The following is a 13,397-nucleotide window of genomic DNA, read 5'->3' as shown; positions in this document are numbered from 1 at the left end:
TGCAAACTCGGGCTTAAATTGAAGCGCCGCGGGTGTTTAGGCCGTCAGTTGTCGTCGGTCAGCAGACGGAAACGAGCGAGGAAGCGCGCTTGCGCCTTCTTCGTCGACAGGGGCTCAATCGGGATCGGCGTGAGGCCGCGCGGCCGCCCGAATATCCGCGCCGCCTCCTCATCGGAAAAGCCGGCGATCTGCGTTGCCTCGAGGAAGGCGGACGCCTTGTCGGCGCGTTTGATCAGCTCTTCGACGCTCTGTGGCAGGTCCTTTGGCAAACCGAAACGGATATGAATAGCGGCAGCGAGACGATGTTCGAATGCCTTGTAGTCGATGCCGAGTGCCGCCTTGAACGGGCTGATCATGTCGCCGATCACATATTCGGGCGCGTCGTGCAGCAGTGCCGCCAGCCGCCACTTCGCCGGCCAGCCGGGCCGGAAGCGGGCACAGATGTCATCGACCAGCACACAATGCTCGGCGACGGTGAAGGCATGATCGCCGTCCGTCTGCCCGTTCCACCGCGCAACACGCGCCAATCCATGCGCAATGTCCTCGATCTCGATGTCGAGCGGAGAGGGATCGAGCAGATCGAGCCGGCGGCCGCTCAACATCCGCTGCCACGCACGCGATGCGGCACCGGTCCGGTCGTTTTCATGCCTGTGTCGGGAGGTGGCCATGCGATCTTGCCGTCATGAGAGGGGAGGCGAAACTTAGGGCGCGCCATTCCCCTTGTCGACAAGGGCGAGTGTAGGGGCCGGGCGCATCTGCCGCACCCCCGTGCAGCGATGCCCGGTTGTGCGGCTCGGGGCTTTGTCCATGATCCAAGTGCGGATATGCTCCGGAATGACCGCGCGGCGGCACCAAATGACGCGGTGAGGGAAAAGCACAGAAGTATGGCAGTAGATCCCGTTCCGGCGGACCTTCTCTATCGCGCTTGCGACTTGGCACAATTTGACTTTGCGACCACGGCCGGGCTGGAGGATCACGGCGGCCTTGTCGGTCAGGAGCGGGTGCTGGAGGCATTGAGCTTCGGCGCGAGCATCCGCCATCAAGGCTACAACCTCTTTGTGCTGGGCCCCGACGGCGCCGGCAAACACGAGGCGGTGCTCCGTTTTCTGTCGGGCGTGGCGCTGAGCCAGCGCGTGCCGTCCGATTGGGTCTATGTCAACAATTTCGAGACACCCCACAAGCCGGTCGCTCTGGAACTCGGCGCCGGCACGGGCCACACGCTGAAAGAGGGCATGGCCCGACTGGTCGACGATCTGAAGGCGACGATGCCGGCGATCATCGAAAGCGAGGAATATCAGAACCGTCGTCAGTCGATCGACGAGGAATATCAGGAAAAACAGGAACAGGCCTTCGAGGAACTGCGCACCCATGCCGAGGCGGAAAGCATTGCGCTGTTGCGCACGCCAGCGGGCTTCGCGTTGGCGCCGTTGCATGAAGGAAATGTGCTGAAACCCGAGGAATTCAACAAGCTACCCGAAGACGAACGCAAGCGCATCGAAAACATCATACAGGGCCTGCAAAGAGAACTCGCCGACACCATCGAACATATTCCCGGCTGGCAGAAGGAGCACCGCCAGCGCATCCAGTCGCTCAATCGCGAGGTCGCCGAACGCGAAGTGGAGCGCGTCATGCGCGAGCTACGTGTCTTTTTCGATGGCGTAATACCGGCCAAGACCTGGCTCGACGCGGTGAAGGGCGACCTGATCGAGAACATCGGTCTTTTCGCGGGGACCGACGCGTCGGCCCAGCCGCCGCAGGCGATGCTCGCCATGCAGGCTATGGCGCAGGGTCAGGGAGCAGGTTTCTCGTCGGCAGACATGTTCCGCCGCTACGACGTCAACATCGTCGTCGAAAACAGCGAGGTCGCCCGTCAGCACGGTTCGGCGTCGCTCAAGGCACAGGATCTTGCCGACGCCGGCGGCTATATTGGCGGCGGCGCACCGATCCTCTATGAAGATCACCCGACCATGGCCAATCTGCTCGGCCGCGTCGAGCACATGCCGCAAATGGGCGCGCTGGTCACCGACTTCATGCTGATCAAATCCGGCTCGTTGCACCGCGCGAATGGCGGCTACCTGTTGATCGATGCCTTGAAGCTGTTGCGCGAGCCGCTGGCCTGGGAGGCTTTGAAGCGTGCCATGCGCCGCCGCAAGGTCGTGATTGAAAGCGCCGGCGAATATCTGAGCCTTATCAGTACCGTGACGCTGGAACCCGATCCAATCCCGCTCGATATCAAGATCGTCCTGCTCGGCGATCGCTATCTCTACTACATGCTGAGTGAGCTCGATCCGGATTTCGGCGAACTGTTCAAGGTTGCCGCCGATTTCGAAGATGAGATCGACCGCGAGCCGGACAATGAATTGCTTTATGCGCGGTTGCTGGCAGGTTTCTGTCGCGAGGAAAACCTGTTGCCGCTCGACCGCTCTGGCGTCGGCCGGGTCATCGAACGCTCGTCGCGTATGGCCGAGGATGCAGAAAAGCTCACCACCGTCCTGCGGCCTATCGTCGATCTTTTGCGCGAGGCCGATCATATCGCCCGAAGCGAAGGCGCGATTGCGATCTCCGCCGGCCACATTGACAGCGCTATCGATGCGCAAATCGGGCGCGCCGACCGTATGCGCGAACGCAGCCTTGAAATGATCACACGTGACATCGTGATGATCGATACCGAGGGCGAACGCATCGGCCAGGTCAACGGCCTGTCGGTGTTGTCGATGGGCAGCGTTTCCTTCGGGCGGCCGAGCCGTATCACGGCGCGCGTGCGCATGGGCCTCGGTAGTGCCCGTGTCATGGATATCGAGCGCGAGGTCGCGCTGGGCGGCCCCATCCACACCAAGGGTGTGCTGATCCTGTCGGGTTACCTGTCCGGCCAGTTTCTGCCGGAAATACCGCTGTCAATGAGTGCCAGTATCGTTTTCGAACAATCCTATGGCGGCATCGATGGCGACAGCGCCTCTTCCGCCGAGCTTTATGCGCTGATCTCCGCATTGGCCGAGGCGCCGATTACCCAAGGCATCGCCGTCACCGGCTCGGTCAACCAGTTGGGAGAAGTGCAGGCGATCGGCGGTGTCAACGACAAGATTGAAGGCTTTTTTGACATCTGCATGCGCCGTGGCCTGACCGGCGACCAGGGCGTTCTGATCCCGGCCGCAAATGTGAAACATCTGATGGTGCGTCAGGACGTCGTCGACGCGGTGGAACGCGGCATGTTTGCGATCTATCCTATCGAGCATGTCGAGGAAGGCGTCGAGCTTCTGATGGGCGCGCCTGCAGGGGTGCGCGGTCCCGACGGAAACTTTCCGTCGGGCACAATCTATGCCCGCACCGAAGACCGGCTTGCGGCCTTTGCAGACAATCAGCGGCGCTTCGCCCAGCGTTCCGACGACAACGGCAGGAAGGGGGCATGATGGCCACCCGCGACGATCGGCAATCTCACGCGACGGCGCAAACGGAAGACGCCGACGTCACGCGAATCGTCATCGGGCTCGATACCTCATTCCTGACGCGTGAAGCTTTGTCGATGGCGGCGCGGCTGGCGGCTTCCATGGATGCGCGTCTTAAAGGCATTTTCGTCGAGGACGAGAATCTGCTGGCGCTTTCAGGTCTCCCCTTTGCGTGCGAGGTTTCTTTTTCCGGGCAGGTGCGCGAACTGGATCCCGAGCGCATGCTTCGCGCGATGCGCGCCCAGGCCGAAAGCGCGCGCCGCGTGCTGGCCCGTGTCGCTGCCGATGCGCATGTCGACTGGAGTTTCGATGTGAAGCGCGGCCGCCCGCTATCTTCGATCGCGGCCAGCGCGAATGCCGACGACACTTTGGTCATCCGCTCGGCGTCAGCTTCTGCGCACGAGGTCGGGCGCACGGTACGCGCGGCAACGTTGGATGCACATGCCGACGTCTTGCTGGTGGCACGCGGCGTCGGTCTGAAAAGCGCCTTTGGAACTGCTGCTGCGCCGATGGGCATGGCCGGCCGCGGCGTCGCGTCGGTGGACGAAGGGTCGAGCATGGCGGAGAGCTGCACCGCCTTTGCCGAAACGCTTGCCGCCCGCATCGGTATGCCGTTTCGTCGCCTTGACGCCCGTGGCCGCAGCCCGGCCGACATCGCCACCGCAGCAAGGGCGGCCGGCGTGGGTTTGCTGATCGTCAATGCGGGATGGTTCGGCGACGACGAGGATGCCGCGCGTCTTTCGGCCGCCGCCGGATGTCCAATACTTCTTCTCGGTGCCGAGCGCGAACCGCGCCCGGTATCTTCACCCGCGGAAAAGGGAGACTGATCCATGTCCGTGAAAAAAATTCTGGTGCCGCTTGCCGGCCGCCCGTCGGACAACGAGGTGCTTGGCACGGCGCTTTCCATCGCGGGAGATTTCGGTGCGCAGATCGTGGCGCTGTTCGCGCGGCCCGATCCAACCGAAGCCTTGCCCTATCTTGGCGACGGTGTCTCGGGTCAGGTCATCGAGGATTTGCTGCAGGCGGCGCGCGAAGGCGCCGATGAGGCCTCGGCCCGTGTCCTCAAGACGCTGAAGGATGCGGCAGCGAAAGCGGGCCTTCCGCTGGTCGGCAAGGGCGCCGAACCGCCTTTGCCCTCCGTTCGCTTCCTCGATGTGACCGGCCGCCGCGATGAGGTGGTCGCCGCCCATAGCCGCCTCTCCGATCTGATCGTCTTCGGCGAAAGTGCGACCGGCATCGCCGGCGGAACCGCGCTCGAAGCGGCAATGATGAGCGCCGGTCGTCCGGTGCTGATCGCACCGAAAAAAGCCTGGGCGCCGGTCGGCGGCTCGGTCGCCATCGGATGGGACGAGAGCGCGGAAGCCGCGCGCGCCGTCACGGCGGCCATTCCCTTCCTCGAAAAAGCGCGAAAGGTCACCGTCCTCTGCATCGGCAACAAGGAGCTCGATCCCGGCCCCGGCTCGACGCTCGCCGACTATCTGGCGCTGCATGGTGTCGTTGCCGATGTGCATCTGATCGATGCGCAGGGCCGTGCGGCCGGCGAGGTGCTGCTCGAAACGGCCGAGAAATCGAAAGCCGATCTTCTCGTCATGGGTGGCTATAGTCACAGCCGTCTGCTTGAATTCATCATCGGCGGCGTGACGCAGCACATCAGGTCTCACGCCACCATCCCGGTGCTGATGGCACACTAGATATCCCCGCGGAATCGCAAGAAAGAAAAACGGAAGTCCCATGACACTTTATCGCGTCCACATGACACTCGCCCGCAACGAAGACCATCCCAATGGCTCGCCCGCACATGGCTACGACCTCGTCGTGCCGCTCGATGCGTCGATGAAACTCGATCCTGTGGCGTGGAAGGAGCATGCCAAGGAATGCGTCGTGCGCCGCTTCTGGCAGGGCGAGCCTGATGAAAAGGGCCTGCTGCGGCATATCGGCCGCGGCTGGGCGATCGACTACGATCTGTCGACGCCGGAAGCCGATGAGCCTTTTTTCAAGCTCGACCGTCACGAATTCAAGTCGGGCGAATATCTCTCCGTTGCGGAACGGGACGGCGAGATGCAGACGTTCCGCATCGTCACGGTGGAGCCATTGAAAGGCTGAGGCTCAGGCTCAGGCGCGCTTGCGCACAAGCACGTTGCCGGCCGAATAGCCGGCGCCGAAGCTGCAGATCAGGCCGAGATCGCCGGGCTTCAGGTCCTCGCTGTACTTGCTGAAGGCGATGATCGAGCCGGCGGAACTTGTATTGGCATATTCCTGCAGGATGTTGGGCTGCTCGCCGGGTTCCGGATCGCGGCCCAACACCTTCCGGCCGATCATGTCGTTCATGCTCTTGTTGGCCTGATGCAGCCACATCCGCTTCAGGTCTTTCGGGTCGAGCCCCGCATCCGCCATGTGTTCGAGGATCAGCGCCGAAACCATCGGCACGACTTCCTTGAAGACCTTGCGGCCTTCCTGCACGAAGAGCTTGTCCTTCGCCCCGATGCCTTCAGGCGTCGCGCGATTGAGGAAGCCGAAATTGTTGCGGATATTGTTGGAGAATTTCGTCAGCAGCCGGGTCCCGAGAACTTCCCAGGCACCTTTGGCTGTGCAGGTTTCCTCGCGCTCGAGGATGATCGCGGTGCAGACATCGCCGAAGATGAAGTGGCTATCGCGGTCGCGGAAATTGAGATGCCCCGAACAGATTTCGGGATCGACGATCAGCACGCAACCGACAGAGCCGGAACGCAGCATGTCGTAGGCGGCCTGGATGCCGAAGGTCGCCGATGAACAGGCGACATTCATGTCGAAACCGAAGCCTTCGACGCCCAGCAGTTCCTGAACCTCGACGGCAATGGCCGGGTAGGGGCGTTCGAGATTCGAGCAGGCGACGATCACCGCATCGATGTCAGCGGCAGTCTTGTTGGCGCGCTTCATCGCTTTGTGCGCCGCATCGACCGCCATTTCGGCAAGGATCGACGGTTCGTCGTTGGAACGCTGCCTGAGCCGCGGTGCCATGACCTCCGGATCGACGATGCCCGACTTGTCCATCACATAGCGCGACTCGATACCCGATGCCTTGACGATGAACTCGACACTCGACTCCGCCAGCGGCTCCATCTCGCCGCGCGCGATGGCGGCGGCGTTTGCCTCGTTATGACGGCGCACATAAGTATTGAATGTTTCGACGAGTTCAGCGTTGCTGACGGATTGGGAGGGTGTGAAAACACCTGTCCCGCTGATGACGACTTTGGTCAATGTCCACCCGATTCTTCTTGATCTGCTTTGCCGGTAAGTCCGGATATTCCTTGTCGTGTGCCTCCCGGGGGCGATATCCCCGAAGAAGCATGCGGCTCTCCCCCAACCGCCGGGCTAAATTAGAGCAGGCCAGCGGACGTTTCCACTGCTGTGCGGCCGAATAGATTGATTGGAACGGGATATGGCTAACGAGACGATGTCCGGGCGCGCCGTGCCGGCACCCTTTGAGGGCGAGGCGCTGCGGCGGCTGACCCTTGAGGACATGGCTGCGCTGGCCTTTGTCCTTTTGGCGGAAGGGGCGGGGGATGCAAGCTCGCCCCTGCGTAAACCGGTGCTGGCGACCGTTTCGGCCTCTGGCGCGCCGGCGGTCAGAACAGTGATTCTGCGTAATTTCGACCGGCCGGGCCGCATTCTCGAGCTCTTCACCGATGCCCGTTCGGCCAAGGTGGCGGAGCTGGAACGCGAGCCCCGTGCGTCGATGCTTTTCTACGACCCGCGGCGCGATGTGCAGCTGCGGCTGGCGGGGCAGGCCGTGCCGCTCACCGGCGCCGCCGCCGAAGATGCATGGGCGGCGGCGGGCCTGCCAAGCCGCCGTGCCTATCTGGCCGTCACGGCGCCGGGCTCAATCAGTCCGGCACCGACCTCCGGCCTGCCCGCCGAAGTCGAGGGCCTCATCCCTTCGGTCGACAAGCTGGAAGAAGGGCGCGCCAATTTTGCATTGCTGCGTTTCGGTTTCGATGAGGCCGACATGGTGGTGCTCAGTCGCAGCGGCCATCGCCGCGCACGCATCCGTTGGCCGGCGGATGTGGCGGCCATGGAGTGGCTGGTGCCCTGACCGGCTTCAGCGGATCGAAGCGGCGCGTTCGCTGCCGGTCAGGTCCCGGGTCTCGATACTCTCCGGCGCCTTGACCGCCGGTCGCGACGCCGGCTTGGCGTCTTCGGCCTGAATCTCGCCGCTGATCTGCCCGCCTTGCTCGATGCGGAGTTCGCCATAGCGAACCGTGCCGGTCACGCGCCCGGTCGCGTTGATGGTCAGGCACTTGCGCACCACCAGCGAGCCGTCGAACCGGCCATTGACTTCGGCTTCGTCCACCGTCGCGTCGCCGCGCACTTCGCCGGTTTCGGTGATCGTCAGCGTTCCACTCTCGATGGTTGCCTGCACATCGCCCTCGATAACGAGCGAGTCGCAGGACTGAATCTTGCCCTCGAGCTTGAGACCGCGGCCGACATGCAGATTGGCGACCGGGACGGCTGGTGTCGTGGGCTGCTGCCCGGCATGTGTGTTGAGCGTGCGCACGGTCGGTTTCCTCGCTTGATAGGACGGGGTGAAGACGCGGGTTCCGGCTTCGCCGCCGCCGTCATCTGTTGTTTCGCTACCTGCGTTCGGCGATGGCGCCGCGTGTCTTTGATCGCCGGGCGCCGCCGGCTGATCGGACTCCGAGACCCCTTTGGGGCGTTTGAACATGTTGAGTTCCCTCCGCTGATCGAGAAGGCGGAAAACCTATTCGTGCAACGTGGCCCGCATGTGCCGACATTGTGGCGGAAGAATGTTGGCGTCGAAACTAAAAAACGCCCGTCGCAACGATCGATTACGGCTTTCGAGCGTGCGCCAATGCGGAACAATCGGCGTGGCGCGGGCAGCCGACGAGATGATCGTTGACCATGCCCACCGCTTGCGCGAAGGCATAGACGATCGTCGGTCCGCAGAATTTGAAGCCGCGTGCCTTCAGCGCCTTCGACATGGCGATGCTCATCGGCGTTTCGGCCGGCACATCGCCGATGCGCTTCCATTTGTTCTGTTTCGGCACGCCGCCGGCGATCTCCCACAGGAAGCCCGAGAAACCGCCATCCTCCTCCATGATGTCGAGCCAGGCGCGCGCATTACCGATCGTCGCTTCGATCTTGCCGCGATGGCGGATGATGCCGGGGTTCTGGAGAAGTTTCTCGATCTTCGCAGGTTTGTAGCGGACGATGCGTTCGGGTGCGAAGCCGTCAAAGGCCTCGCGAAAGCTCTCCCGCTTCCTGAGGATCGTGATCCAGGAGAGCCCGGCCTGAAACCCGTCCAGCACCAGCTTTTCAAAGAGCGCCCGGTCGTCATATTCGGGCACGCCCCATTCTTCGTCGTGATAGGCGACATAAAACGGATCTTCGCCGGGCCACGGGCAGCGCTCCGCCTTATTCGCCATTACCTTCTCCTTCCGTTTCGACCTCGGCCCGCAGCCAGTCCGGGATATCGGGCACAAGGCCCGACGGACCCGCTTCGAGCGTCGCGTCTCTTATGAGGTCGAGCCGGAGCAGCGCCAGCACGCGCGCCGTCTCGGCGTCGCCGGAAAGTACTGTGCCGACTTCGCGCATGATCGCCTTCACCGGCGTGCCGGATGCCGGCAGGTCGCCCTCGACATTGCAGGGCAGAAGCCGTTTGCGCACGCTGCCGCGCCGCTTGGTGCGCGACGTCACTTCCTGTCCCACAAAGCAGCCCTTGTGGAAGTCGATGCCCTGAAGGGCATCGAGATTGACCTCCAGCGGAAAGGTACGGTCGGGTTCGAAATCTTCGGCGGCATCGCCGACGCCGAGGCCGATCCGGTGACGATGCCAGTCTTCCGCCTTGCCATCGAGCGCCGCAAGCGCGGCTTCGGGCAGTATGGCGCGGGCGCCCATTGCGGCAAGACGCGGGTCGGCAAGACGCGCGCCCTCCGCCGCCACCGGCGCACCGTCGTTGCGCCAATAGACGGCGACGCCATGCGTCGGGCTCAGATCCTCGATCTCGACCTTCGCGCGGAGCTTGTACATGCCGAGGCGCTTGACGAGATCGGCGGCGCGCGTGCCGTCGCAATCGAGCCACAACGCCTCGCTGTCGTCGGGATCGGCCGAGAGGAAGAAATCGAACAGGAACTTGCCCTGCGGCGTCAGCAGCGCCGCATAGACGGCTTGGCTCCCGCGGGCGAGATCGACATTGTTGGTGATGAGCCCCTGCAGGAAGCTCCGCGCCTCGGGTCCCCGGACCCTCAGCACCCCGCGTTCTGGCAGCGCACAGGCCTTCACCGCATTCATGGCGTCTTGCCCCGTTTCATGGTGCCCAAGATGTAGGCCCGCCGGCCCGCGCCCGCAAGCGCCCGGCTTGGCTTCGGTCACCCCGCCACTTATAACCCGCAGGAGACGCGAACGGCCGCACGTGGCGGCATTGCCGCTCCCAGACCTGAGAGGAGCCCGCTGTGAGCCAGACCTACGATCTCGTTTTCCGCGGCGGCACCGTCGTCAATCAGGATGGCATGGGCACGGCCGATCTGGCCATCAAGGATGGCCGCATCGCCGCCATTGGCGACCTCTCCCGCGCCATTGCCGCCGAAACGGTCGATGTGCGGGGCCTGCACCTGCTGCCCGGTGTCGTCGACAGCCAGGTTCATCTGCGCGAGCCCGGCAACGAACACAAGGAAGACCTCGAATCGGGCGGCCGGGCCGCGGCGCTGGGCGGCGTCACCGCCGTCTTCGAAATGCCGAACACGAAACCGCCGACGACGAGCCCGGATGCACTCGCCGACAAGGTCGCCCGCGCCCGCCACCGCATGTATTGCGATTTCGCCTTTTACGGCGGCGCCACGACCGAGAATGTCGACATCCTGGCCGACATCGAGCGCGAGCCGGGCTGCTGCGGCATCAAGATTTTCATGGGCTCCTCCACCGGCAACCTGCTGGTCGAGAAGGACGAGGACGTGTTGCGCGTGCTGAAGGCGATCCGCCGCCGCGCCGCCGTTCATTCCGAAGACGAGTTCCGCCTGCGCGAGCGCCGCGAGCTGGCGCTGCTCGGCCATGTCGACACGCATCATGTCTGGCGCGACGCCGAGGCCGCCGTTCTCTGCACGACGCGCCTGCTGCGCCTCGCGCGTGACGCCGGCAAGCGCATCCATGTGCTGCATGTCTCGACCGCCGACGAAATCCCGATCCTTGCGGCCGCCAAGGACATCGCCACCGTCGAGGTGACGCCGCAGCATCTGACGCTTGCCGCCCCCGAATGCTACGAGGCGCTTGGCACGCTGGCGCAGATGAACCCGCCGATCCGCGGCCACGAACATCGCGACGGATTATGGGCGGGCATCGCCTCGGGCGTCGTCGACGTGCTGGGCTCCGACCACGCCCCGCATACCATCGAGGAAAAGGAACTGACCTATCCGAAATCGCCTTCCGGCATGCCCGGCGTGCAGACGCTGGTGCCCATTATGCTCAATCACGTCAATGAAGGCCGCCTGAGCCTGCAGCGTTTCGTCGACCTGACATCCGCCGGCCCGCAACGCATTTTTGGCATGGCGCGCAAGGGCCGCCTTGCGGTCGGCTACGACGCCGACATCACCGTGGTCGACATGCGCGCGACGCGTACCATCGAGGACAAGTGGATCGCCTCGAAATGCGGCTGGACGCCTTATAACGGCATGAAGGTGAAAGGCTGGCCCATCGGCACCGTCGTGCGCGGCCGCCGCGTCATGTGGGACGATGAGCTGCAGGGCGCGGCCACCGGCGAGCCGATCCTCTTCGTCGAGAACCTGCCGCATCACTGAAGGTGTAGTATTTATTGGATGACTGTTAAGAGCGTCTTCGTTGTTTCTATCAGCAGACGGATTTTTCTTGATGATCCACAATAAAGTGTAAGAGTGGCAAGCATGGTGTGACGCTATTGGGGGTGCGGTATGAGGCTCGTTTCATTTACGGTTAAGTCGTATCGCAGCATCAAAAATGCTCGCAAAATTAGCTTGGGTCAAAAGGCGGTAATAGTGGGCCCCAACAACGAGGGCAAGTCTAATTTGCTGAATGCTCTCGCCGCCGGAATGCGTATTTTGTCAGACTTTCGCTATGTGTCCCGGGTGAGTAGGTCAAGAACTCTTAGATCAAATCTCGCGTCGTATGATTGGGAAAGAGATTTTCCGGTCGATCTACAGCAGCGTTCCCCAAGCGGGAAAACTGAAATCACTCTGGAATTCAATTTGTCGCCAGAAGAAATTGTGGACTTTAAAAGGGAGGTTAGGAGCAACCTAAACGAGACACTTCCGCTTACGGTTTATCTCGATAGCAACAATAAATTCGATATCAAGGTGAGAAAGAAGGGGAAAGGTGGAAAAGCGTTAACTGCAAAGTCAGATACAATCGCTCTCTTCGTATCAAATCGATTGAACTTTGAGCATATTCCAGCAATTAGAACCGCAAGCAGTGCAAAAAATATAGTTGAAACTCTCGTAGCACGCGAACTGGCCGCATTGCAGGAGAGGGACGACTACAAACAAGCAATGGCTGTGGTCGAAGCTCTGCATCAGCCCGTTTTGCAAGATCTTTCCGACAGTATCAAAGACACGTTGGTCAAATTTCTTCCGAACGTCACGTCAGTATCTGTTGAGATACCGAGCGATTTTGGAAATCGATCCTTTCGCCGAGGTTGTGAAATTATCGTCGATGATGGCTTGGCCACGCCTTTGGAGCAAAAGGGTGATGGTGTGCAAAGTCTCGCGGCATTGGCATTGATGCGACATGCATCGGATGGAAGTTCGAGTGGCAGAAACTTGATAATCGCTATTGAGGAACCGGAATCGCATTTGCACCCCGGAGCGATGCACGAAATTCGAGATGTAGTTTCCGACCTTGCAAGGCTTCATCAAGTGATTATCACCACCCACAATCCGCTATTTGTGGATAGAACGGATATTAGTCGCAACATTATTGTTGCCGACAATCAGGCGCAGACCGCAACCTCCGTAGAGCAGTTGCGCGAGATTCTTGGCGTGCGAGCCTCCGATAATTTGAGAAATGCAGAGCTGGTTTTGCTTGTGGAGGGATCGGATGACAAAGTGTCGCTTACTGCTATCTTGAGAAGTAAATCACAAAAATGTCGGGGTGCTTTGGCGTCGGGTGCTTTGGTTGTCGAGCACTTGGGGGGAGGTACTAATCTGTCCTATTTCGCATCATTACATGTGAGCGCACTGTGCAATGTGCTCGCGTTTATGGATGATGATGCAGCGGGGCGACGGGGAGCTGATGTTGCAATTAAGTCGGGAATATTAAGTGTAGCGGATATCATTTTTGCAACAGCTCTCGGTAAGCCGGAGAGCGAGCTTGAGGATCTTTTCGATGTCGACTTTTACGCTGAGATGATCAAGACGGATTTTGGACCCTCTCTGGAGGGGGCTAGTTTTAAAGGTAAAGGTAAGTGGTCTGCTCGGATGGAGTTGGCGTTTAAGAAACAAGGCAGAAGATGGGACGACGCAACGGCATCTTCAGTTAAACAAAAGATTTCGAAGCTGGTGGCGGCAAATCCGGGAATGGCGATCAACGCCCATCGTTCTGGTCCGATAGTTGCGCTGACTGAAGAGTTGGAATCTCGACTGGGTGTTTAACCTAGCCATTCCTTCAGAATATAAATTGCAATGTGAATTGATCCTAGGTGGACCCGGGCCCGAAGCCTCAGTGAATCGTCGCCACGAAATCCGCCCGGATGAACTCGCTCGGATGGATCACCCGCCTTGTCCCGACCGTGACTGAATGGATCGGCCCGTCGAGCTCGCGGTTCCAGAAATCGAGGAACTTTCCGAGCACCGGATATTTCGGCGCCATGTCCAGATCCTGCCAGATATAGCTCTGCAGCAGCTTCGGATGGTCGGGCATCCGGTAGAGAATTTCGGCTGTCACCAGCCGGTAGCCGTCGAGCAACTTCTTGAATTCGGAAACCTGTCTCACGCG

The 13,397-nt window shown here is 61.3% G+C and carries 13 protein-coding genes; 7 read left to right on the top strand and 6 right to left on the bottom strand.

Going from position 1 to position 13,397, the window contains the following annotated elements:
- Positions 1–44 precede the first annotated feature (44 nt).
- The gene (locus tag Q7V31_RS07165; RefSeq protein ID WP_304733346.1) at positions 45–668 is read right to left on the bottom strand and encodes an HD family hydrolase; all 624 of its coding nucleotides are present in this window, start codon (positions 666–668) and stop codon (positions 45–47) included.
- 216 nt (positions 669–884) lie between these two features.
- Between Q7V31_RS07165 and Q7V31_RS07160 the strand changes: the two genes are divergently transcribed.
- Genes Q7V31_RS07160 through Q7V31_RS07145 form a run of 4 tightly spaced genes read left to right on the top strand, consistent with a single transcriptional unit; the run spans position 885 to position 5,546 of the window.
- Positions 885–3,407: a Lon protease family protein gene (locus Q7V31_RS07160; protein WP_304733345.1), complete on the top strand. Its 2,523-nt coding sequence runs from the start codon at positions 885–887 to the stop codon at positions 3,405–3,407.
- Positions 3,404–4,270, top strand: a complete 867-nt coding sequence (locus Q7V31_RS07155) for a hypothetical protein (RefSeq protein WP_304733344.1) — start codon at positions 3,404–3,406, stop codon at positions 4,268–4,270. The genes Q7V31_RS07160 and Q7V31_RS07155 overlap by 4 nt, the downstream gene beginning before the upstream one ends.
- Positions 4,271–4,273: 3 nt before the next feature.
- Complete coding sequence (locus Q7V31_RS07150) at positions 4,274–5,134, top strand: universal stress protein (protein ID WP_304733343.1); 861 nt, start codon at positions 4,274–4,276, stop codon at positions 5,132–5,134.
- Between the two features lie 40 nt (positions 5,135–5,174).
- On the top strand, positions 5,175–5,546 hold the full coding sequence (locus Q7V31_RS07145; protein WP_304733342.1) for a hypothetical protein: 372 nt from the start codon (positions 5,175–5,177) through the stop codon (positions 5,544–5,546).
- A gap of 9 nt (positions 5,547–5,555) precedes the next feature.
- Here the strand turns inward: Q7V31_RS07145 and Q7V31_RS07140 are convergent, their stop codons facing one another.
- Positions 5,556–6,680: a beta-ketoacyl-ACP synthase III gene (locus Q7V31_RS07140; protein ID WP_304733341.1), complete on the bottom strand. Its 1,125-nt coding sequence runs from the start codon at positions 6,678–6,680 to the stop codon at positions 5,556–5,558.
- Between the two features lie 181 nt (positions 6,681–6,861).
- On the opposite strand from Q7V31_RS07140, the gene Q7V31_RS07135 reads away from it, so the two are divergent.
- On the top strand, positions 6,862–7,515 hold the full coding sequence (locus tag Q7V31_RS07135; RefSeq protein ID WP_304733340.1) for a pyridoxamine 5'-phosphate oxidase family protein: 654 nt from the start codon (positions 6,862–6,864) through the stop codon (positions 7,513–7,515).
- Positions 7,516–7,521: 6 nt separating this feature from the next.
- Here Q7V31_RS07135 and Q7V31_RS07130 read toward each other — a convergent pair whose 3' ends face one another.
- From Q7V31_RS07130 to Q7V31_RS07120, 3 genes are all read right to left on the bottom strand, one after another.
- Complete coding sequence (locus Q7V31_RS07130) at positions 7,522–7,977, bottom strand: polymer-forming cytoskeletal protein (protein ID WP_304733339.1); 456 nt, start codon at positions 7,975–7,977, stop codon at positions 7,522–7,524.
- 292 nt (positions 7,978–8,269) lie between these two features.
- A complete protein-coding gene (locus tag Q7V31_RS07125) occupies positions 8,270–8,866 on the bottom strand; it encodes a DNA-3-methyladenine glycosylase I (RefSeq protein WP_304733338.1) in 597 nt (198 codons plus the stop codon).
- Entirely contained in the window at positions 8,856–9,731 is an 876-nt protein-coding gene (locus Q7V31_RS07120; protein WP_304733336.1) for a folate-binding protein YgfZ, read from the bottom strand. The genes Q7V31_RS07125 and Q7V31_RS07120 overlap by 11 nt, the downstream gene beginning before the upstream one ends.
- 161 nt (positions 9,732–9,892) lie before the next feature.
- Between Q7V31_RS07120 and Q7V31_RS07115 the strand changes: the two genes are divergently transcribed.
- Both Q7V31_RS07115 and Q7V31_RS07110 read left to right on the top strand, forming a co-directional pair.
- Entirely contained in the window at positions 9,893–11,230 is a 1,338-nt protein-coding gene (locus Q7V31_RS07115; RefSeq protein ID WP_304733335.1) for a dihydroorotase, read from the top strand.
- Positions 11,231–11,359: 129 nt separating this feature from the next.
- Positions 11,360–13,054, top strand: a complete 1,695-nt coding sequence (locus tag Q7V31_RS07110; protein WP_304733334.1) for an ATP-dependent endonuclease — start codon at positions 11,360–11,362, stop codon at positions 13,052–13,054.
- A 67-nt stretch (positions 13,055–13,121) separates the two neighbouring features.
- Here Q7V31_RS07110 and Q7V31_RS07105 read toward each other — a convergent pair whose 3' ends face one another.
- On the bottom strand, positions 13,122–13,394 hold the full coding sequence (locus tag Q7V31_RS07105) for an usg protein (RefSeq protein WP_304733333.1): 273 nt from the start codon (positions 13,392–13,394) through the stop codon (positions 13,122–13,124).
- Positions 13,395–13,397 lie beyond the last annotated feature (3 nt).

Origin of the sequence: Parvibaculum sp., assembly GCF_030651915.1 — a bacterium.
In the GTDB taxonomy this organism is placed as follows: Bacteria; Pseudomonadota; Alphaproteobacteria; order Parvibaculales; family Parvibaculaceae; genus Parvibaculum.
Note: the sequence above shows the minus strand (reverse complement) of the source record. Positions and strands in the feature narration are given on the sequence as shown.